This window comes from Rhodococcus sp. AG1013, from assembly GCF_003350365.1.
GTDB lineage: Bacteria > Actinomycetota > Actinomycetes > Mycobacteriales > Mycobacteriaceae > Prescottella.
The window spans coordinates 413,297-434,802 of record NZ_QQAT01000001.1 but is presented as its reverse complement, the minus strand read 5'-3'; the positions used below and the strand labels follow the sequence as shown (position 1 = coordinate 434,802).

General features: G+C 69.1%; 21 protein-coding genes. 7 read left to right on the top strand and 14 right to left on the bottom strand.

Translation table 11 applies throughout. The features are described from left to right. Positions 1-1,215, bottom strand: a complete 1,215-nt coding sequence (gene glgC, locus DEU38_RS02130) for a glucose-1-phosphate adenylyltransferase (protein WP_114718447.1) — start codon at positions 1,213-1,215, stop codon at positions 1-3. 99 nt (positions 1,216-1,314) lie between these two features. On the opposite strand from glgC, the gene glgA reads away from it, so the two are divergent. After that, entirely contained in the window at positions 1,315-2,487 is a 1,173-nt protein-coding gene (gene glgA / locus DEU38_RS02125; protein WP_114718446.1) for a glycogen synthase, read from the top strand. Here the strand turns inward: glgA and DEU38_RS02120 are convergent. The 10 genes from DEU38_RS02120 to dapE form a co-directional block, all read right to left on the bottom strand. Beyond that, complete coding sequence (locus DEU38_RS02120; protein WP_114718577.1) at positions 2,460-3,314, bottom strand: putative RNA methyltransferase; 855 nt, start codon at positions 3,312-3,314, stop codon at positions 2,460-2,462. The two genes, glgA and DEU38_RS02120, sit on opposite strands and share 28 nt — an antisense overlap. 110 nt (positions 3,315-3,424) lie before the next feature. Further along, complete coding sequence (locus tag DEU38_RS02115; protein ID WP_003931055.1) at positions 3,425-3,592, bottom strand: DUF3117 domain-containing protein; 168 nt, start codon at positions 3,590-3,592, stop codon at positions 3,425-3,427. 153 nt (positions 3,593-3,745) lie between these two features. Continuing rightward, positions 3,746-4,345 (bottom strand): DNA-3-methyladenine glycosylase I, encoded by a 600-nt coding sequence (locus DEU38_RS02110; protein WP_254622857.1) that lies wholly within the window; start codon positions 4,343-4,345, stop codon positions 3,746-3,748. After that, entirely contained in the window at positions 4,342-4,686 is a 345-nt protein-coding gene (locus DEU38_RS02105) for a DivIVA domain-containing protein (protein WP_114718445.1), read from the bottom strand. Before DEU38_RS02105 ends, DEU38_RS02110 begins: the two co-directional genes overlap by 4 nt. 50 nt (positions 4,687-4,736) lie before the next feature. Continuing rightward, positions 4,737-5,660, bottom strand: coding sequence for a glucosyl-3-phosphoglycerate synthase (locus tag DEU38_RS02100; protein ID WP_114718444.1), 924 nt, complete (start codon positions 5,658-5,660; stop codon positions 4,737-4,739). Beyond that, positions 5,657-6,574 (bottom strand): dihydropteroate synthase, encoded by a 918-nt coding sequence (gene folP / locus DEU38_RS02095; RefSeq protein WP_114718443.1) that lies wholly within the window; start codon positions 6,572-6,574, stop codon positions 5,657-5,659. Before folP ends, DEU38_RS02100 begins: the two co-directional genes overlap by 4 nt. 29 nt (positions 6,575-6,603) lie before the next feature. Then, entirely contained in the window at positions 6,604-8,379 is a 1,776-nt protein-coding gene (locus DEU38_RS02090) for a long-chain-acyl-CoA synthetase (protein ID WP_181818648.1), read from the bottom strand. Between the two features lie 103 nt (positions 8,380-8,482). Then, complete coding sequence (locus tag DEU38_RS02085; protein WP_114718441.1) at positions 8,483-9,037, bottom strand: TIGR00730 family Rossman fold protein; 555 nt, start codon at positions 9,035-9,037, stop codon at positions 8,483-8,485. Continuing rightward, positions 9,031-9,837 carry a TIGR00730 family Rossman fold protein gene (locus tag DEU38_RS02080; protein ID WP_114718440.1) on the bottom strand — a complete coding sequence of 269 codons (807 nt, stop codon included), beginning with the start codon at positions 9,835-9,837 and terminating at the stop codon, positions 9,031-9,033. Before DEU38_RS02080 ends, DEU38_RS02085 begins: the two co-directional genes overlap by 7 nt. Positions 9,838-9,872: 35 nt before the next feature. Continuing rightward, complete coding sequence (gene dapE, locus DEU38_RS02075) at positions 9,873-10,970, bottom strand: succinyl-diaminopimelate desuccinylase (RefSeq protein WP_114718575.1); 1,098 nt, start codon at positions 10,968-10,970, stop codon at positions 9,873-9,875. A 119-nt stretch (positions 10,971-11,089) separates the two neighbouring features. On the opposite strand from dapE, the gene dapD reads away from it, so the two are divergent. The 5 genes from dapD to DEU38_RS02050 all read left to right on the top strand — a co-directional run bounded on the left by dapD (position 11,090) and on the right by DEU38_RS02050 (position 16,048). Further along, positions 11,090-12,052 (top strand): 2,3,4,5-tetrahydropyridine-2,6-dicarboxylate N-succinyltransferase, encoded by a 963-nt coding sequence (gene dapD / locus DEU38_RS02070; RefSeq protein WP_114718439.1) that lies wholly within the window; start codon positions 11,090-11,092, stop codon positions 12,050-12,052. A 10-nt stretch (positions 12,053-12,062) separates the two neighbouring features. Next, positions 12,063-13,451 carry an amino acid permease gene (locus tag DEU38_RS02065; protein ID WP_114718438.1) on the top strand — a complete coding sequence of 463 codons (1,389 nt, stop codon included), beginning with the start codon at positions 12,063-12,065 and terminating at the stop codon, positions 13,449-13,451. Between the two features lie 78 nt (positions 13,452-13,529). Then, on the top strand, positions 13,530-14,339 hold the full coding sequence (locus DEU38_RS02060; RefSeq protein WP_114718437.1) for an enoyl-CoA hydratase: 810 nt from the start codon (positions 13,530-13,532) through the stop codon (positions 14,337-14,339). 79 nt (positions 14,340-14,418) lie between these two features. After that, entirely contained in the window at positions 14,419-15,066 is a 648-nt protein-coding gene (locus DEU38_RS02055) for a helix-turn-helix domain-containing protein (protein WP_309473062.1), read from the top strand. A 10-nt stretch (positions 15,067-15,076) separates the two neighbouring features. After that, positions 15,077-16,048 (top strand): TauD/TfdA family dioxygenase, encoded by a 972-nt coding sequence (locus tag DEU38_RS02050; protein WP_114718436.1) that lies wholly within the window; start codon positions 15,077-15,079, stop codon positions 16,046-16,048. A 3-nt stretch (positions 16,049-16,051) separates the two neighbouring features. Here the strand turns inward: DEU38_RS02050 and DEU38_RS02045 are convergent, their stop codons facing one another. Both DEU38_RS02045 and DEU38_RS02040 read right to left on the bottom strand, forming a co-directional pair. Continuing rightward, on the bottom strand, positions 16,052-17,086 hold the full coding sequence (locus DEU38_RS02045; protein WP_114718435.1) for an NADP-dependent oxidoreductase: 1,035 nt from the start codon (positions 17,084-17,086) through the stop codon (positions 16,052-16,054). Between the two features lie 33 nt (positions 17,087-17,119). Continuing rightward, positions 17,120-19,249, bottom strand: coding sequence for an ABC transporter permease (locus DEU38_RS02040; RefSeq protein WP_181818647.1), 2,130 nt, complete (start codon positions 19,247-19,249; stop codon positions 17,120-17,122). 89 nt (positions 19,250-19,338) lie between these two features. On the opposite strand from DEU38_RS02040, the gene DEU38_RS02035 reads away from it, so the two are divergent. Further along, positions 19,339-20,082, top strand: a complete 744-nt coding sequence (locus tag DEU38_RS02035) for a TetR/AcrR family transcriptional regulator (protein ID WP_254622854.1) — start codon at positions 19,339-19,341, stop codon at positions 20,080-20,082. Between the two features lie 10 nt (positions 20,083-20,092). Here the strand turns inward: DEU38_RS02035 and DEU38_RS02030 are convergent, their stop codons facing one another. After that, on the bottom strand, positions 20,093-21,499 hold the full coding sequence (locus DEU38_RS02030; RefSeq protein WP_114718573.1) for an acyl-CoA synthetase: 1,407 nt from the start codon (positions 21,497-21,499) through the stop codon (positions 20,093-20,095). Between the last annotated feature and the right edge of the window lie 7 nt (positions 21,500-21,506).

The window sequence follows — 21,506 nt, the reverse complement described above, 5'->3', positions numbered from 1 at the left end:
CTAGATCCACACGCCCTTTCCGATAGTGACGACGCCGCCGTTGCTGACGGCGAACCGTTGGCGGTCCCGTTCGAGGTCGACACCGATGATCTCGCCCTCGCCGACCACGACGTTCTTGTCGAGGATGGCGCGGCGCACCACGGCACCCTTGCCGACCCGGACGCCGGGCATCAGGACACTGCCCTCGACGGTGGCGCCGTCCTCGACCATGACGTTGGAGCTGAGCACCGAGTTGCGGACGGTGGCCGCGGACAGGATCGACCCGGCACCGACGACGGACTCCTGTGCCAGTCCGCCCTTGACGAATTTCGCGGGCGCCAGGTTCTCGGCACCGCCCCGGATCGGCCAGCGCCGGTTGTAGAGGTTGAACACCGGGTGGACGGAGACGAGGTCCATGTGCGCGTCGTAGAACGCGTCGATGGTGCCGACGTCCCGCCAGTACCCGCGGTCACGGTCCGTCGCGCCGGGGACCACGTTGTTCTTGAAGTCGTAGACCGACGCGAGCCCGGCGTCGACGAGCGCCGGAATGATGTCGCCGCCCATGTCGTGGTCGGAATCGGAGTTCTCGGAGTCGGCGCGGATCGCGTCGACGAGAACCTTCGTGGTGAAGACGTAGTTGCCCATCGAGGCGAACGTCACATTGGGGTCGTCGGGCGTTCCCGGCGGGTGTGCGGGCTTCTCGAGGAACTGGGTGATCCGGCCGGTCTCGTCGCTGTCGATGCATCCGAACGCGAACGCCTCGCTGCGCGGTACCCGGATCCCCGCGACGGTGACCCCCGCTCCCGAGTCGATGTGATGCTGCACCATCTGCTCGGGATCCATCCGGTACACATGGTCGGCACCGAAGACGACGATGTACTCGGGATCCTCGTCGTAGACCAGGTTGAGGGACTGGAAGATCGCGTCGGCGCTGCCCGTGTACCAGCGGGGGCCCAACCGCTGCTGCGCAGGTACCGGGGTGATGTACTCGCCGGCGAATCCGGACAGCCGCCACGTCTGCGAGATGTGCCGGTCGAGGGAATGCGACTTGTACTGGGTGAGCACGCAGATCCGTAGGTACCCCGCATTCACCAGGTTGCTGAGCACGAAGTCGATGAGGCGGTAGGCGCCACCGAAGGGGACTGCGGGCTTGGCGCGGTCAGCGGTGAGCGGGTACAAGCGCTTACCCTCGCCACCGGCGAGCACGATCCCGAGCACATGGGGCTGACTCCTCACACCCGTCAACCTATCGGCCAGCCCCGACCGCCGCCAGCATTGCCCCGAACAGGCGGGGTCGTGCTGGCCGGAACGGGTTCCGGCGGTTACGTTTAGCCGGTGCGGGTCGCGATGATGACGAAGGAGTACCCCCCGGAGATCTACGGTGGCGCCGGTGTCCACGTCACCGAACTGGTCACCCACCTGCAGCGGCTGTGCGATGTCGACGTGCACTGCATGGGTGCGCCCCGCGACGGTGCGTTCGTCCACGGCCCCGATCCCGCCCTCGCCGGCGCCAATCCAGCCCTGAGCACCCTGTCGGCCGAACTGCGGATGGCGTACGCCGCGGGCGGCGCCGACGTCGCGCACTCGCACACCTGGTACACCGGCCTCGCCGGGCATCTGGCGGGCGAACTCTACGACATCCCGCACATCGTCACAGCGCACTCGCTGGAGCCGCGGCGGCCGTGGAAAGCCGAGCAGCTCGGTGGCGGCTACCGGGTGTCGTCGTGGTCCGAGCGCAACGCGATGGAGCACGCCGACGCGGTGATCGCGGTCAGCGCGGGCATGCGCGCCGACGTCCTCGACACGTATCCGGCGATCGATCCGGCCCGGGTGCACGTGGTGCACAACGGCATCGACGCCGGCGCATGGTATCCCGGTCCGGCCGAGCGAACCGCCGTGTCGGTGCTGGCGACGCACGGCATCGATCCCGCGCGGCCCATCGTGGTCTTCGTCGGACGGATCACCCGGCAGAAGGGGCTCGGCCATCTGGTCGCCGCGGCACACGACTTCGACCCGGCGATCCAGCTGGTGCTGTGCGCGGGTGCACCCGACACCGCCGAGTTGGCCGCGGAAACCGAGGCGGCCGTCGCACGCCTCACCGCCCGACGCGGCGGGGTCTTCTGGATCCGGGACATGCTCCCCACCACGCAGGTGCGGGAAATGCTCTCCGCCGCGACGGTATTCGTGTGCCCGTCGGTGTACGAGCCGTTGGGGATCGTGAACCTCGAAGCCATGGCGTGCGAGACCGCGGTGGTCGCCTCCGACGTCGGCGGGATTCCCGAGGTGGTGGAGGACGGCGTCACCGGTCGGCTGGTCCACTACAACTCGTACGAGCCGGGGGCGTTCGAGCACGCGCTGGCGGCAGCCGTCAACGAGGTGGCGACCGATCCGGACCGAGCCGCGGAGATGGGGCGGGCGGGCCGGCTGCGGGCGACGGCGGAGTTCTCGTGGGCCCGTATCGCGCAGCAGACCCTGGACGTCTACACCGAGGTCCTCGACCGGCGATAGGTCGAGACGACCACCGATGCCGTCACCGGGAACGGTTGGGGCAGCGCCGCGATCGCCTCGGTTCGGCGCTCGGCCGTGAGATGACGGGCCGACGGCCCCATTCCCACGAGGTTCTCGAGATCCCGGTGCGAGAGCATCATCCGGGTCTCGACGGGCGTGCGGTGAACCCGTTCGAACCGTCCGGCGACGGTCTCCCCCAGCCGCTCGACCTTGCGGTCGTCGACCCGGACCATGCCGAGCAGCTCCACGAGCTCGACGAGGTGCCGGTCCGTGGGTGTGAGCACGACGAGGGTGCCCCCGTCTGTCAGAACCCGGTCGATCTCGGCGGCGTTGCGCGGCGCGAAGATCGAGAGGACATGAGTGAGGGCGGCGTCCTGCACGGGCAGTTGCCGCCACACATCGGCGACGACGGCGGCGGCACGCGGATGCGCCCGGGCCAGTCGCCGCGCCGCGGGCTTGGAGACGTCGAGCCCGATGCCCTGCGCGGACGCCGACGCGTCCAGGACGCGGGCGAGATAATGCCCGGTGCCGGCACCGATCTCGAGGATGCGGGGATCGACACCGTCGTCCGTCGTCTGCACGACGGCCTCGGCGACCGCGGTCATGAGCGGGTCGAAGTGCCCTGCGTCGAGGAAATCGCAGCGCGCAGCGATCATCTCGGGGCTGTCCCCGGTAAACTTGGTCGCGGCACCGGTCAGCAACGTGACGTATCCCTGCCGCGCGATGTCGAAGCTGTGGCCACGCGCGCACACCAGGGCACGATCGGCCAGATCCAACTCGTCGCCGCACTGCGGGCACGCGAGTAGCGCGCACACATCCGCCAGCACCTGTACCGCCGTGCCCTTTCCGGAGATCACCCGTTCGTCCGATCACGCATCAACGTCTCCGGCCGGGTCGTCTTGCCGACCCGGCCGGAACGCCGAAGAGGGTTGATCCGCTAGCTGGTGACACCCTTGAGTTCGTCCCCGAGCGCTGCTGCTTCCTCCGGGGTGAGTTCGACGACCAGACGTCCACCGCCCTCGAGTGGAACCCTCATGACGATTCCTCGTCCCTCTTTGGTTGCCTCGAGGGGACCGTCCCCGGTCCGGGGCTTCATGGCCGCCATCCTCTGCTCCCTCCAAATCTGCGCCGGACTTTTCTAGCGCCTCGGGTTACCGTGGATACCTCGCCAGCAATTAGCGAGGCTCTGGAGTCCATTCTTCCCTATCGAGTGGGTTGCCGGGAAGCTGAGGCACAAAACCACCCGAATCAGACAGCGTCACAGGCCGGGTTCCACCCAGCACGCCGCGATGTGGTCGTCGACCATCCCGGTGGCCTGCATGAGCGCATATGCCGTGGTAGGGCCCACGAAACGAAAGCCCCGACGTTTCAGTTCCTTGGCCATCGAGGTGGACTCGGGCGTGACCGCCGGAACATCGTCGACTCGCTCGAACCGCCGCGCGCGCCGCGGCGGTTCGAACGACCACAACAGCGTGTCGAGATCGGTGTCGGCCAGATCCAGGACCGCACGGGCATTGCCGATCACGGCCTCGATCTTCGCCCGGTTCCGGACGATCCGCGCGTCGCCCAGCAAGCGGTCGACGTCGGACTCCGTGTAGGCCGCGACGATCTCGGGGTCGAAGTCCGCGAACGCGTCCCGGAACGCCGGCCGCTTGCGCAGGATGGTGATCCAGGACAGCCCCGACTGGAACGCCTCGAGGCACAGCCGCTCGAACAATTCGTCGCGGCCGTGCAGCGGCTGCCCCCACTCGAAATCGTGGTAGTCGCTGTAGATTCGGGAGCCGTCGGTGTCGGTGGCCCAGGGGCAACGCACCCGCTCTTCCGGCGGTGCGCCGACGTCGATCCCGACGGCGCTCACCGCTCCGGCTCCGCACTGTCGGACCCGTCCGCGGCCTCGCCGCGATCGGCCGGCGCAGGGCCTACCCGAGTCTCCAATTGCGCTCTCAGGGAATCGATCTCCCGACCGAGACGGTCGAGCGCCCAGTCCACCTCACTCGCCTTGTACCCGCGCAGCGTCTGCTGGAATCGGAGCGCGCGCACGTCGGAGCCGGTGACGCCCTCGGCGGGGAGCACCGTCGCGGTGGTGCCGGCCGGCAGCGGCGGCAACTCCTCGGAACGGCCGAACACCATGCTCGCGGCGAAGTACAGCAGGCCACCGACCAGCACCATGATCAACAGGTACAGAAGGACCGTCAGCATGCCCCGATACTGTCACGAACCACCGACAGGAACGTCGCCGCGCGCGGCAGTCAGGGACGGATCGTGTTCATCGGCGGCCGATCGGTGAGCGCGACGTCGGTCCGGGCGGGCACGAACGAGTCTCCGTCCACCAGGAACTGGGTCAGACCGCCGCCGGTGTCCTCGACACCGCACCGGCGCAGCATCGTGCCGATGATCTGGCGGCTCATCACGCCGAGTTCGGACAGCGGCCGGTTCCGGTGCTTGCGCACACCCAGATTGACCTGGCCGATCGCGCCGAGCCCGAGCCGGTCGTAGGTGTCGAGCAGCAGGCCGATCTCGACGCCGTAGCCGGGCGCGAACGGCACCGACGACAGCAGCTCACGCGTGCCGGCGTACTCGCCACCGAGCGGCTGCAGGACGCACGTCAGTTCGGGACGCAGCGCCGCGAGCATCGGCCGGGCCACCAGTTCGGTCACCCGCCCTCCGCCGTTGGCGTCCTCGGTGCCGCTGACCCGCAACGGACGTCGGTAGTAGCCCTTGACCAGATGGATCCCGTCGACCGTGAGCAGCGGACCCAGCAGCTTGGGGACGAACGCCGGATCCGGCTCGACCAGGTCGGAGTCGACGAAGGCGATGAGGTCACCGGTGCTCGCGGCGATGGAACGCCACAGCACCTCGCCCTTGCCCGGCACCGGAGCGAGTCCCGGGACGGCGTCCTCCCGGCTGATCACCGTCGCCCCGGCGGCCGCGGCGCGCTCGGCCGTCGCGTCGCACGAGCCCGAGTCCAGGACGATCAGCTCGTCGACGAGTCCGCCCAGCAGCGGGTGGATGGTGTCGACGACACCGGCGACCGTCTTCTCCTCGTTGAGGGCCGGCAGCACCACCGACACGGTGCGCCCGGCCTTGGCCCGCTCGAGTTCCGCGATGCTCCAGACCGGGTGGTCCCAACTGTTGGCGTCCGTCCAGGTGCGCGACGCTTCGGTGATGCTCATGCCAACCCCCGTACGGTGCGGACGGGTTGCCTGGTTCCCATGATCGCGGCGACCATGTCGACCACACGCCGGGTCGAGGCAACCTCGTGGACGCGGAATACGCGGGCCCCACCGGCGGCCGCCAGAGCAGTCGCCGCCAGGGTTCCCTCCAACCTCTCGGCCAGTTCCACACCCAGAGTCTCCCCGATGAAGTCCTTGTTGCTGAGCGCCATCAGCACGGGCCATCCGGTCTTAACGAGATCTTCCACGCGACGCAACAATTCGAGCCCGTGAAAGGTGTTCTTCCCGAAATCGTGGGTGGGATCGATCAGGATCGAGTCCGCCCGCACCCCCAGCCGCGACGCGTGTTCGGCCGCGGCGACCACCTCGCCGACGACGTCGGCGACCACGTCGGTGTAGCGGACGCGGTGCGGGCGCGTGCGCGGTACCGCTCCCCCGGTGTGCGAGCAGACGATCCCGGCACCGAGTTCGGCCGCGACCTCCACCAGTTCGGGGTCGGCCCCCGCCCACGTGTCGTTTATCAGGTCGGCGCCCTCACCGCACGCGAGTCGGGCGACCTCGCTGCGCCACGTGTCCACGCTGATGATTACGTCCGGGTAGCGCGCCCGGATCGCCTCCACGAACGGCACCACGCGGCGCGTCTCCTCCGCGGCGTCGACGAGCGCGCCGGGGCCCGCCTTCACGCCCCCGATGTCGACGAGATCGGCACCCTCCGCGACCGCGCGATCGACCGCCGCCATCGCCGCCTCGTCCGAGAACGTCGCACCGCGGTCGTAGAAGGAGTCCGGGGTGCGGTTGACGATCGCCATCACGAGGGCGCGATCGGTCGCGACCGGCCTGCCACACAGGGTGGGCAGGACGTGTCCGGGGGCCGAGACGGCCGAGTCGTCGCCGGAGGCGGGGCGCGGTGCCATGCCCCCATAGTCGCATGAGCGGGAGGACGTTACGCCCGGGGAGCATTGCCCTCGGCGACATCACGCACGTATCCGTCGTATGCGGGCCGGTAACCCTCACCCCGGCCGGCGAGCACGTACACCTCGTCGACGGTCGACGAGTACCCCTCCTCGCGCAGTTCCACCTTGCGGCTCTTGAAAGTCGACGTCGTCTCGAGCGAGTCGACGACACGCACGAACAGGGGGATCGCGTACGCCGGCAGCCGGGTGTACAGCTCCTCGGCGAGCCGAACGCCGTCGAGCGCGTGACCCGAGCGCACCGTCACCGCCGCCATCCCCGCCTTGCCGTCCGTGCCGGGCACCGCGACGCCGTACACCACCGACTGCTCGATCGCGGGGTGCGCGGACAGCGCCCCCTCCACCTCGGTGGTCGCGACGTTCTCGCCCTTCCACCGGAACGTGTCACCCAGACGGTCCACGAACGCGACGTGCATGAAGCCCTGGCTGCGCACGAGATCGCCGGTGTCGAACCAGCAGTCGCCGTCCTTGAATCCGTCCCGCACCAGCTTCTTCTCGCTGGCCTCCGGGTCGGTGTAGCCGTCGAACGGCGCCCGATCGGTCACCTTCGACAGCAGCAGCCCCACCTCGCCGGTGCCGACGCGCCGCAGCCTCCCCTTCGGGTCGCGGCGGGCACGCCCGGTCTCGGGGTCGAACTCCACCACCGCGTACGGCAGCGGGCACACCCCTGCGGTGCGGTCGACGCCGAGGGCGTTGACGAACGCGATGTTGCACTCGCTGGCGCCGTAGAACTCGGCGACTCGCTCGATGCCGAAGCGCTCGGTGAACTCGGTCCAGATCTCCGGCCGGAGCCCGTTGCCGACCATCAGGCGGATTCCGTTGTCGCGGTCGTTCGCCCTGGGCGGCTGGTTGAGGAGGTACCGGCAGACCTCACCGATGTAGACGAACGCGGTGGCCTGGTTGGACTTCGCGTCGTCCCAGAACCGGGAGGCGGAGAAGGTGCGTCCGATCGCGATCGCGGCCCCGGCGGAGAGCACCGACGACAGCGACACCGTCAACGCGTTGTTGTGGTACAGCGGCAACGCACAGTACAGAGTGTCGTTGCGGCGCAGTCGAACTCCCATCGCGCCCAGCCCGGACATGCTCTTGAGCCACCGGAAGTGGCTCATCAGGCTGGCCTTCGGCAATCCGGTCGTGCCCGAGGTGAAGATGTAGAAGGCACGCTCCGTGCCCCGGATCTGCTCGCACACAGCGGGGTTCGACGAGTCCGCATCCTGCGCGAGTCGGTCCAGATCGACCGCGGCCAACACAGCCTTCGCGTGCACCTCGCTCCCCAGTGAGGCGATCGCCTCGCCGCACTCCTCCCCCACCACCAGCACCCGGCTGTCCAGCACGGACAGGCTGTGCGCCAGCACATCGGCGCGCTGATTGTGGTTGAGCATGCCCGCGACCGCGCCGAGTTTGACCACCGCCAGGGTCAGCAGCAACGTCTCGGGCCGGTTCTTCATGAGAATCCCGACGACGTCGCCGCGCCGGACGCCGTGCTGCACGAGGACGTCGGCGTAGCGGTTGACCCGAGAATTGGCATCCCCGTAGCCGATCGACTCGCCTTCGAAGCGAATGAACGGCTGATCCGGCTGGCGGCGGGCCAGTTCCTGGAACACCCGGCCGATCGACTCGCGCGACTCCGGCTTGCGGGTCATCCCCAGCGCCCCGCGCGCCAGGCTGGGGAGTTCGGTCGCCATCCGCGGCAGTTGCAGCGCGAGCTGCACGAGACTGATCGTCGAAGCGGTGGCGTCTGAACTCATCGGCATCCTTGTCGGAAGGGGCAGGGAGGGTCGAAAGGGGACGTTTCTTACTCCACAGTAACCTTTACGACCCGCCCCCGGAACCCCTCGACAGGAACCGTTTTCAGCGCACGCAGGCGTCCAGCGCGGATTCGACGTCGCCCGTGACGATCAGCCCGTCAAGTGCACGCTGCGCGACGAACCCCTGACCGCGCAGCCCCTCGAGCCAGTGCAGCAGTCCGCGGAAGTGGTCGACGGGATCGAGCATCACCACCGGCTTCTCGTGCATACCGAGGTATCCGGCGGTCCAGGTCTCGAACAGTTCCTCGAGGGTGCCGATCCCACCGGGCAGCGTGATGAATGCGTCGGCGCGGTCCTCCATGATGCGCTTGCGTTCACGCATCGTGTCGGTGACGATCAGCTCGTCGGCGTCGACGTCCGCAACCTCCTTGTGCACCAGCGCCTTCGGGATGACGCCGACGGTCCACGCGCCCGCTTCGCGGGCCGCGGTCGCGACGGCGCCCATCATCGAGACGTTGCCGCCGCCGGATACCAACTGCCATCCCCGGCGGCCGATCGCCGTGCCCACCTCGGATGCCAGCTGGAGGAACTGCTGATCCACGGGCCCCGACGCGCAGTACACGCAGACGCTGAACTTCTTGTCGCTCGTGCTCACCACTCGTCCTCGTCTCCCAGCAGTGCCGCCTCGTCCACGCCGTGCTGCGACTCGACGACGATCCGGACCGCCTCCTCGACATTGTCGGTGACATGGATGAGATCGGCGTCCCCGGGCGAGATCTTCCCGGTCCGCTCGAGAGTGCCGCGGACCCAGTCGATCAGCCCGCCCCAGAACTCCGTGCCGATCAGCACGATCGGGAACCGGGTGATCTTGCGGGTCTGCACCAGCGTCAGCGCCTCGAACAGCTCGTCGAGAGTGCCGAATCCGCCGGGAAGGCAGATGAACGCCTGCGAGTACTTCACGAACATCGTCTTACGCGCGAAGAAGTAGCGGAAGTTGATGCCGAGATCGACCCACTCGTTGAGTCCCTGCTCGAACGGCAACTCGATGCCGAGGCCGATCGAGTATCCGCCGGTCTCGCTGGCGCCGCGGTTGGCGCCCTCCATGACACCGGGTCCGCCGCCGGTGATGATCGCGAATCCGGCCGCCGCGAGCGCCGTGCCGAGTTCGCGCGCGGCGGCGTACTCGGAGGTGCCCTCCCCCGTCCGGGCCGACCCGAACACGGTCACGGCGCGCGGCACCTCGGCGAGCGCGCCGAAGCCCTCGATGAACTCGCTCTGGATCCGCAGTACCCGCCACGGATCGGTGTGCACCCAGTCCGTAGGCCCGCGCTGGTCGAGGAGCCGCTGGTCGGTGGTGGTCGCCTCCACCTTGCGGTCGCGCCGCAACATGATCGGACCGCGGTGTTTCACCGAGGAACTACTGCGCCGGGCGGCCCCGGTCTTCCTGTCTGGTGCCATGCGGGCAAGGCTAGCCGTTCACCCGCGGCGCACACCTACGCGCTGAGGTACCCGCGCAGCACCCGCGTGACGTCGGTGATCTGCTCCACCGGGACGTGCTCGTCCCGCTTGTGCGCCAGGTTGGGATCGCCGGGACCGTAGTTGACCGCGGGGATACCGAGCGCCGAGAACCGGGATACGTCGGTCCAGCCGTACTTGGCGCGATACTGCCCGCCGGCGGCCTCGATCAGCGCCGCGGCCGCGGGGTTCGACAGACCCGGCAACGCGCCGGGCGAGCTGTCGGTGACCTCGAAGCCGAGCTCGAGACCGCCGAGCGCCGACGGCTCGAACACCTCGCGCACGTGCTCGACGGCCTGCTCCACGCTGCGGTCGGGCGCGAAGCGGAAGTTGACGTCCATCTCGGCGGCGTCGGGCACGACGTTGCCCGCGACCCCGCCCGCGATCCGCACCGCGGACAGCCCCTCCCGGTAGACACAGCCGTCGATGTCCACGGACCGCGCCTCGTACGCCGACAACCGGTCCAGCACCGGGGCGAACTTGTGGATCGCGTTGTCGCCGAGCCACGATCGCGCCGAATGCGCGCGCACACCCGACGTCGTCAGGCGCACCCGCAGCGTGCCCTGACACCCCGCCTCGATGAACCCGGCCGTGGGCTCGCCGAGGATCGCGACGTCCGCGGCCAGCCACTCGGGCAGGTCACGCTCGATGCGTCCGAGCCCGTTGTACTGCGCGGCGATCTCCTCGCAGTCGTAGAACACCAGCGTCAGATCGTGCGCGAAGTCGGAGATCGTCGCGGCCAGGTGCAGGAAGACCGCGTCGCCGGACTTCATGTCGACGGTGCCGCAGCCGTGCAGCAGGTCGCCCCGCTCGTCGGTCGTGCGCCGGCTCGGAACGTTGTCGGCGATCGGCACGGTGTCCAGGTGACCGGCGAGCATGACCCGGCTCGGCAGCCCGCGGGCGGTGCGGGCGAGCACCGCGTTGCCGCTGCGGATCACCTCGAACCCGGATGTCTGTTCGCGCAGCGCGGCCTCGACGGCGTCGGCGATGACGCCCTCGTCCTGCGACACGCTGGGGATGTCCACGAGCGCGGTGGTGAGGTCGATGGGGTCGGCGTGCAGATCGAGGATGCTCACGGCTTCCAGGTTAGGTGCCCTGTCCACCAGGGCACCCGACCGGTCGGAACGCGCGGTCGGGATCACAATCGGCTCACCGCCCCGGACGGCCTCGCACACCTCGCGTAACCTGTGCACCCGTGAGTGCACAGGGAGCATCTGCAGTAGGCGTCGCCAACGTGACCGAGTCGGGCACGGTTCTCGACACCTGGTACCCGGCCCCCGAGCTGGGCGAGTACGAGGGCGGCACCGTCGCCGGAACCGTCGCGCTCGAGGGCACCGACATTCCGTCGGACCTCGCTCTGCTCGCCGGCCACGACGAAGCCCGTGAGGTCAAGCAGGTCGTGGTGCGCACCACGATCACGGACCTGTCCGCGCCGCCGGTCGACGCGCACGACGTCTACCTGCGTCTGCACCTCCTGTCGCACCGCCTGGTGCAGCCGCACGGCGTCAACCTCGACGGCCAGTTCGGTCTGCTCGCGAACGTGGTGTGGACCAACTTCGGCCCGTGCGCCGTGGACGGCTTCGAGCTGGTCCGCTCGCGGCTGCGGATCCGCGGCGCGGTCACCGTGTTCGGTGTCGACAAGTTCCCGCGCATGGTCGACTACGTCGTCCCGGCCGGTGTGCGCATTGCCGACGCCGACCGCGCCCGCCTGGGTGCCCACCTGGCGAGCGGCACCACCGTCATGCACGAGGGCTTCGTGAACTTCAACGCCGGCACGCTCGGCAGCTCGATGGTCGAGGGCCGCATCTCCGCGGGCGTCGTCGTCGGTGACGGCTCCGATGTCGGTGGTGGCGCCTCGATCATGGGCACGCTGTCCGGTGGCGGCAAGCAGGTCATCTCCGTCGGCGAGCGCTGCCTGCTCGGCGCCAACGCCGGCCTGGGCATCTCGCTCGGCGACGACTGCGTCGTCGAGGCGGGCCTCTACATCACCGCCGGCACCAAGGTCACCGGCCCGGACGGCACCGTCGTCAAGGCCGCCGACCTGAGCGGCCAGTCGAACATCCTGTTCCGTCGCAACTCCGTCTCCGGCGCCGTCGAGGTGGTGCCGTGGAAGGGCACGGGCGTGGAACTGAACGCAGCACTGCACGCCAACGACTGATCCGCAGCTTGTGAGCTCCACCGAAACCCCAGTCCGATTAGGGCACGGCCTCAAGGTCCGTCATCTGACGATGATGGGCCTGGGGTCGGCCATCGGCGCCGGTCTCTTCCTCGGGACCGGCGTCGGGATCGCGAAGGCCGGCCCCGCGGTCCTGATCTCCTACGTGATCGCCGGTTTCGTCGTGGTGTGCGTCATGCGCATGCTCGGAGAGATGGGCGCCGCGCTGCCGGCGAGCGGATCCTTCTCGCACTACGCGCGCATCGGCATCGGCGAATGGGCCGGCTTCGTCATGGGCTGGCTGTACTGGTTCATGCTGATCATGGTGCTCGGCGCCGAGATCACGGGCGCCTCGGCGATCGTCAACGACTGGATGCCCGGTGTGCCGCAGTGGGTGATCGCCCTCGTCTTCGTGACGTTCTTCGCGGTCGTCAATCTCGCCAAGGTCAGCAACTTCGGCGAATTCGAGTTCTGGTTCGCGGCCCTCAAGGTCGCCGCCATCATCGGTTTCCTCGTCGTCGGTGTGCTGCTCGTCTTCGGCCTGCTCCCGGACACCGATCCGGTCGGATTCACGAACCTGCTCGGTGAGGGCGGATTCATGCCCAACGGATTCGCGGGTGTCGCGGCGGGCCTGCTGGTCGTGGCATTCGCGTTCGGCGGCATCGAGATCGTCACGATCGCCGCGGCCGAGTCCGAGGACCCCGAGCGCTCGATCGCCACGGCCGTCCGCACCGTCATGTGGCGGATCAGCGTCTTCTACATCGGCGCGATCGGCATCATGGTCCTGGTCCTGCCGTGGAACGATCCCGGCCTGCAGGACGGCCCGTTCGTCGCCGTGCTCGAGCGGGCCAATCTCCCGTACGTCTCCGGCCTGATGGAACTGGTCGTGGTGATCGCGCTGCTGTCCGCGTTCAACGCGAACGTCTACGGCACGTCCCGGATGGCGTTCTCGCTCGCCCGGCGGAACGACGGCCCGGCACCGCTCGCGAAGCTCTCGAAGACCGGCGTGCCCACCAATGCGGTGCTGCTGTCGGTGTTCTTCGGCTTCGTCAGTGTCCTGCTGAACTGGCTGCTGCCCGACGACCTGCTCGGCATCCTGCTCAACGCGGTCGGTGCGGCGCTGCTGGTGATCTGGGTGTTCATCGTCATCTCGCACCTTCGGCTGCGGCCGCAGCTCGAGCGCGAGGGCAAGCTCACCGTGAAGATGTGGCTGTTCCCGTACCTGAGCTACCTCACGCTGGCACTGCTCGCCGCGTTCGCCGTACTGATGATGTTCGACGACGACGCCCGCGACCAGTTGATCGCCACGGCGGGGCTGTTCCTCCTCATTCTGCTGCTGTCGATGATCAATTCGCGCCGCCGGGCGCGGAAGGCCGCGGCAGTCGAGGACCCCGCGATCTAGGTCGCGAGAACGGGCACACCGGACGCTCCTGCGGCGTAGGGTCGGCGCACAATCGCCCCCGGGACCGTAGGAGATCCGTTGAGCTTCATCCTCGTCGAACGGCCGCGCGAGAACGTGGCGCTGGTGACCCTCAACCGTCCGGAACGCATGAACGCGATGGCGTTCGACGTCATGGTCCCGTTCAAGGAATCGCTCGAGGCGATCAGCAACGACAACTCGGTGCGCGCCGTCGTGTTGACCGGGGCGGGCCACGGCTTCTGCTCCGGCGCCGACCAGACGTCCGCGGGCAGCCCGCCCCACATCGACGGGCTCACCCGACCGTCGATCGCGCTGCGGTCGATGGAGATGCTCGACGACGTCGTGCTCACGCTGCGCCGCATGCACCAGCCGGTGATCGCGGCGGTCAACGGCGCCGCGATCGGTGGCGGCTTCTGTCTGTCGATGGCGGCGGACATCCGGCTGGCCGCGCCGGAGGCGTACTTCCGGGCGGCCGGCATCAACAACGGTCTGACCGCGAGCGAGCTGGGCCTGAGCTACCTGCTGCCCCGCGCGATCGGATCGTCGCGCGCGTTCGAGATCATGCTCACCGGCCGGGACATCGACGCCGACGAGGCCGCACGGATCGGACTGGTGTCGCGCATCGTCGCGCAGGAGGATCTACTGGACGACACGTTCGACCTGGCGCAGCGGATCGCGTCGTTCTCCCGCCCCGGCATCGAGCTGACCAAACGAACGCTGTGGTCGAGCCTGGATGCGTCGTCGATGGCGCAACACATGAACCAGGAGGGGCTCGGGCAGCTGCTCATCCGGCTGATGACCGACAACTTCGAGGAGGCGACCCTCGCACGGCGCGAGAAGCGGGATCCGGTCTTCCGCGACGCCAGGTAGGTTCCGCCGCGACAGAAGAATGCCACCTAGCCGTCGACGAGTATTGACGGTTTAAGGCCACGGCCTTAATGTTGTCACTGTGACCCGGACCACTGCCCGCCAGGCGATGATCGACGCGGCCGAACGCCTCGTCGCCGAACGGGGCATGCCCGCGATGACACTCAAGGACGTCCAGATCGCGGCCGACCAGTCGAACAAGTCGGCCGCGAAGTATCACTTCGGTTCCCGCGACGGTCTTATCGAGGCCGTCGTCGAGGCCCGCATGTCGCCGGTCGACCGGCGCCGCCAGGAGATCCTCGACGAGTGGGCGCGGCAGGGTCTGTCGCCCACGCCGCGTCAGGTGGTCGAGGCCCTCGTCCAGCCACTGGCCGCGCAGACCCTCGGCCGCCCCGGCAGCCGCTACGCCCGATTCCTGGTCCAGGCCACCTTCGATCCCGCGCTCGCCGACATCATCCAGAAGCACATGAGCGCCAAGAGTTTCCGGCACATGCACGACCTGCTCGTCAACCTCGCCGAGGTTCCCCGGGAGGTCGCGGCCTGGCGGGCGTCCGACGCGATCACCCTCGCCATGGTCACTCTCGCGATGCGGGAGGGCCAGGATCGCACGCCGCGACAGACGGCCGCGATCGTCTCGGATCTCGTCGACATCTGCGTGGCCGTGCTGACCGCACCGATGTCGCCGGAAACCACCGAAATCACCGGAGACCCCGCCACCTTCGATTCCTGAGGAGTCCGCCATGACCGTCTCGTCCACACCACAGGCGTTCCACACCAACATCGCGCCCCGGCCGACGGATCCGTTGGCCGCCTTCGGCCCGCTCGTGGCACCCCGGACCGCCGGGGCCGCGCCGACCACCGAAGACCGCCCCTACGAACTGTTCTCGCTCGATCCGCAGACCCCCACGATCGGTGCGGAGATCTCCGGGATCCGACTCGACGGCGACCTGTCCGACGAGGTGCTCGCCGAACTGCGCCGCGCGCTGCTCGAGTGGAAGGTGCTGTTCTTCCGCGACCAGGACATCGACCGCGCCGACCACCGCGCGTTCGCGGCCCGATGGGGCGATCTGGAACAGCACCCGTTCTTCAAGTACACCCAGCCCGGCCAGAGCGACACGGACGTCGCCACCCTCGCGAAGGACGCGATGGCGATCGGTGTCGAGAACCTGTGGCACAACGACGTCACCTGGCACGAATTCCCCTCGTTCGCAGCCGTTCTGCGCGCGGTCGAGATCCCACCGGTCGGCGGCGACACGCTGTGGACCGATACCGCCGCGGCCTACGATCTCCTCCCCGAGGACATCCGGGCGCGGATCGACCACCTCGACGCCGAGCACGACTGGATCAACTCGTTCGGCCGCGGCATGCCGCCGGAGGCCGTGGAGATGCTCCGACCGAACTTCCCCGCGGTGACGCACCCGGTGGTGCGGGTCATCCCGGAGACCGGCCGGCGCGTGCTGTTCGTCAACATCGGCTTCACGCAGCGCATTCTGGGTGTGTCGGAGCAGGAGTCCAACGAACTGCTGACGATGCTGTACCGGCACGTGCAGCGTCCCGAGTTCCAGGTCCGGCTGCGGTGGCGGACCAACACGATCGCGTTCTGGGACAACCGGACCTGCCAGCACTACGCGGCCAGCGACTACTACCCGGCCCGCCGGGTCATGGACCGCATCTCGATCGTCGGCGACAAGCCGGTCGGCATCCCGGCCTGACCGTCACTCGTCGTCCGGGCCCACCCGGACGACGAGCTTGCCGAAGTTCGTGCCGTGCAGCATTCCCAGGAACGCGGTCGGCGCATTCTCCAGTCCGTCGACGACGTCCTCCCGGTACTTCAGCCGGCCCTCTCCGATCCACCGGGAGGCGTCGCGTTCGAAGTCCGCGTACATCTCCCGGACGAACTCGGACTGGATGAAGCCGCGGACGGTGAGGCTCTTGACGAGAACCAGCCCCATGAATCCGGGCAGCCGGTCCGGCCCCTCCGGCACGGCAGCGGCGTTGTACTGGGCCACCAACCCGCACACCGGGATTCGCGCATACAGGTTGAGCAGCGGCAGCACCGCGGCGGTGACGGCGCCGCCGACGTTCTCGAAGTAGACATCGATGCCGCCCGGGACCGCCGCGGTCAACTGCTCGGCGAAGTCCGGTGCGCGGTGGTCGATCGCGGCATCGAACCCGAGTTCGTCCCGCACGTACGCGCACTTGTCCGGACCCCCGGCGATCCCGACCGCCCGCGCGCCGTGGATCTTCGCGATCTGACCCACGGCCGACCCGACCGGACCCGACGCCGCGGCCACCACGACGGTCTCCCCCGGATGCGGGCGCCCGATCTTCAGCAGGCCCGAGTACGCGGTGAATCCGGGCATGCCCAGCACACCGACCGCGGTGGACAGCGGCGCGCGGTCCGGATCCAGGATCCGCACCGCGTCGCCGTCCACCACGGCGTGCGACTGCCAGCCGGAGTACGCGAGCACGTAGGCGCCGGGCTCGATCCGCGGGTGCCGGGACTCGACCACCTGCGACACCGTGGCGCCCACCATGACGTCGCCGACCTCCACCGACGCGGCGTACGACTCGGCGGCGCTCATCCGGCCGCGCATGTACGGATCCAGCGACAGATACACGGTGCGCAGCAGGACCTGGCCGTCCTGCAGCGCGGGCAGGTCCACGGTCTCGGTGCGGAAGTTGTCGGCGGTCGGCTCGCCGTGCGGACGTGAGGCGAGGACGATGCGGGTGCTCGTGACGGCGCTCATAACCGAACGGTACGCCCGCTCGCCTTACCCCGGTCAGATCCGCGCGGCCACCTCGACGGCGGCGTCGTCAGGTGCGGGCGCCTGCACCGGCTCCGCCGCCGGCAGCGGGCGGACCCTTTCGATGACCACGACGCACAGCAGGGAGATGACACCCCAGATCGCGAAGGTGATCAGGTGCGAGCCGACGGCGTCGCCGCCGAAGTACAGGATCGACCGCACCGATTCGACGGCTGCCGGCATCGGCAGGACGTCGTGCAGGAACCGGAAGACCGCGGGCTCCATGTAGATCGACAGCGCACCACCGGAGGCCGGGACACCGAGGAACATCAGGATCGCGACGACGGGCAGCACCGCCAGTAAGCCCAGCAGACGCACGAAGACGGTCGTGAACAGCGCCGTCGCGACGATCGCCACGATGCCGGCGCCGACCAGTGGCAGGAAGTGCCCGTCGACGGCGCCGACGAGCGGGCCCGCGATCAGCCAGACGACGACGGACATGAACACCGCCCACCCGGCGATCACCGGCAGCAGCTTGCGCAGCCCCATCACCATCGGCGCGGCACTCGACGCGACGATGACGATCATGAAGCCGGCCATGATCCAACCCATCGCGACGTACAGGCTCACCGTGCCCATCGTGTCCCCGGCATCGAGCGAGGCGACGGTCTCACCGGACATCGGCACCTGCTGTCCCGTCGCGATCTGACCGAACACGCGCTCCACGACCTGCTTCTGGCTGACACCGGCGGCCTCGTTGGTGATCAGGGTCGCGGAGGGATTCTCGGCGGACGGCAGCACGTAGGCGGCCACCACGGTCCGGTCCTCCACCTGCGCGCGGGCCGCATCGACCGAGTCGGACGCATGCAGGTCGAACAGGCCGGGCATGCTCCGATCCAGACCGCCCACTGCCTGCTCGGCCTGCTCGGCATTCGCCGCGACCACCGCGACGGGCATGTCCTGCGGCGCCGGTTGGTACATGGCGCCGAGCATGAACGAAATCATCATCACGACCATGCCCAGCGGGAAGAACGCCAGCGTGGCGTAGCGAATCCGGTTGCTGGCGGGACGCGGGCCCGCGGTCAGCGACTGCATGGTCACCTCCGGCGTCCCGGCGTCCGGGTTGCGACGACGCTTCAGCGCGTCGATGCCGAGCGTCGCCGCCAGCGCGAGCAGTGTGCCGACGACGAGGACCGTCAGGTGTGTGCCGACACCGTCGCCACCGAAGTACAGGACCGAGCGCAGCGCCTCACCGGTGGCCGGTGTCGGCAGGAAGCTGTGCAACGTCGTGTAGAACGACGGCATCGTGTGGACCGACATGCCCATGTTCGACGCGGGCACGCCGAGCACCATCAGGAACAACATGCCGGCCAGGACGGCCATCGGGCCGAGGATCCGGGTGAGGAACAGCTGCACGGAGCCGACCGCGAAGACCGCGAGCCAGGAGATGCCCAGGATCACCGCGGTGTTCCCCTCCACCGCACCGAGGACCGGCCCTGCGACGAGCCACACCAGCCCGGCGATCAGCGCGGACCAGCCCGCGAGGATGGGCACGAACCGGCGGAAGCGCAGCAGTTCCGGCGAGTTCGACAGCATCAGGCTCAGCGGCATGTAGCCCGCCAGCATCAGCGCCGTCGTCATGAACATCGCAGTGAGGCCGGCGCTGTCGTTGTCGGGTAGCGGGGCCAGGTCCTCGGTCTGCAACGTGAGGCCCTGCCCCACCACCTCCGGCGCCAGGAGTCCGGTGACGGTGCCGACCTGGGACGCACCGGCCGCGGTGGCGGTGTACACCGTCGCGCTGCCCTCACCCGGGTCCGAGAGCACCACCGATCCCGCGACCTCGCGGTCGAGGACCAACTGCCGGGCGTCGGCATCGGTGGCGACCACCCGAACGTCGACCGCGGACGGGTTCTCGGCAGCGAGGGCGTCGGCGAACTGCTCGGCCTGCGGCGCGGGACCCGCGACGGCGATCGGCATGTCGTGCGGCGTCGGCGCGTGCATGGTCGCCAGGTAGCCCGTGATCATCATCCCGACCATCAGGAACGGGAGCAGGACCATCGCGACGTAGCGACCGATCCTCTCCTTCTTGGCCCGGGCCGGATCGGCCTCGGTCTCGGGGGTGTGCCCCGGAGGACCGTCGGTGGTCGCCGTGGATGTGGATGTCACAGTCGTGCTCCCGCTACTCGTTGTCCGTGCATGAACGCGTCGATCCGAACCGACACCCAAAAATTACGCCGCCTGACTTAAATTAGACAATGATCGAGGCGGTGACGTTCGTCCCACCAGGGCACCGCAGCCGCGACTCGGCCCACGGTCACGGCGAGAGGGGAACCACATTGGGACAGCACGGCGACCGGGTGCGCAATGCCCTGCTGGACGCGGCCGAGGAGCTGTACGCCACGGACGGCATCGACGCGGTCTCCAACCGGCGTATCGCCGAACACTCCGGCAACGCCAACCATTCAGCGGTGAGCTATCACTTCGGCGGCCGCGACGAACTGGTGCGGGCACTGCTCGATCGCCACACCGAGTACGCGCGGGCTCGGCGCGCCGAACTGGTCGCCGAACTCGGCGACGACGCCCCGATCACCGGCCTGCTGGCCTGCCTGATCCTGCCGTTCACCGATCTGCTGGCCGCGCGTCCCGCCCCCAGCTGGCGGGCACGGTTTCTGCAGCAACTACGCACGGTGCCGTCCGTGGCCGCCTCGGTCGCCGAGTCCGTCACGGCAGATCCGCTCACCGACCACCTGATCCACCGGATCCGGGCGCACTTCTCCGCGGTCCCCGAACCGATCTTCAACGGAAGATCCTGGATGCTCGGACGCACGGTGATCGACGCGTGCGCGGAGTACGAATCCCGGGTCCAGGTGGAACCCACCCCAGCGGACTGGACGGGCCTCGGCTACTTCCTCATCGACGCCTGCGCGGGCATGCTCGGCGCCCCGGTCACCCACCCCGGTGACTTCCTCGGGGAGTCGAAGGTGACGTACCTGTTGTAGCGGCGTCGCCTCAGGCGAGCAGCTTCTTCTGCACCTTGCCCATCGCGTTGCGCGGCAGGCCGTCGACGATGCGGACCTCGCGGGGCCGCTTGTGCACCGACAGCTGACCCGCCACGTGCGCGATGAGGGCCTCCTCGTCGAGGCCCTCCCCCACCACGTACGCGACGATCCGCTGCCCCAGGTCGGCGTCCGGCAGTCCCACCACCGCGGCCTCCTTCACGCCCGGATACCCGAGGAGCGAGGTCTCGACCTCGCCGGCGCCGATGCGGTAGCCGCCGGACTTGATCAGGTCGGTGGATTCGCGGCCGACGATGCGGTGGAAGCCGCCCTCGTCGGTCACCGCCACGTCACCGGTCTTGAACCACCCGTCCTCGGTCCACGACTCGGCGGTCGCGTCGGGGCGATCGAGATAACCGTCGAACAGCATCGGCCCGCGCACCTGCAGGCCGCCGATGCTCTCGCCGTCGTGCGGGACGTCGCCGCCCTGCTCGTCGCGCAGCCGGGTCTCGACGCCGCGCACCGGGGTGCCCACCCAACCGGGCCGGCGTTCGCCGTCGACGCGGGTACTGAGGGTGAGCATGCTCTCGCTCATGCCGTACCGCTCGACCGGGGCGATGCCGGTCAGCTCCTGCAGCCGCTCGAACACCGGCACCGGCAGTGCCGCGCTGCCCGACACCAGGAGCCGGGCGCTGCTCAGCGCGCGGGCCGACTCCTCGTCCTCGACCACGCGCGACCACACGGTCGGCACCCCGAAGAACAACGATCCGCCCGCCTTCGCCGCCTCCGCGTACGCCTGCGGCGTCGGCTTGACGGTGTGGATCAGCCGACTGCCGATGCGTAGCGGGCCGAGCACACCCAGAATCAGTCCGTGCACGTGGAACAGCGGAAGGCCGTGCACCAAAATGTCTTTCGATGTCCAGCCCCATACCTCGGCGAGGGCATCGACGCCCGCGGCAATCGCGCGGCGGCTCAGCAGCACACCCTTCGGTGGGCCCGTCGTGCCGGACGTGTAGAGCACGAAAGCGGTGGACGAGGGGTGCGGTTCGGGATGCGAGTGCCAGTCACGGGCGTGCACCCGGACCGGCACTACCGGCAGGTCGCTCCCCTCGGGTGCCTGCCCCAGCCACGCCTGCGCCCCGGAGTCGGACAGGATGTGCGCCAACTCGTCCGGGCCCGAATCCGGTGGCACCGGGACGACGGTGACGCCGGCGAGCAGGCAGCCGACGATCGCGACCACCGTCGAGGCCGACGGCGTGGCCAGCACAGCGACCCGCTGGGCGCCGGTGATGCGCTTGGCCAGCGCTCCGGCAGCACCGAGGATGTCCGTGCGCGAGAGTGTGGCGTCGCCGACCCGGACGGCGTCGGGCATGTCGTCGCCGCGGGCGACTGCGAGAGGATTCAGCGAACTGAGCAGCACGACGCCC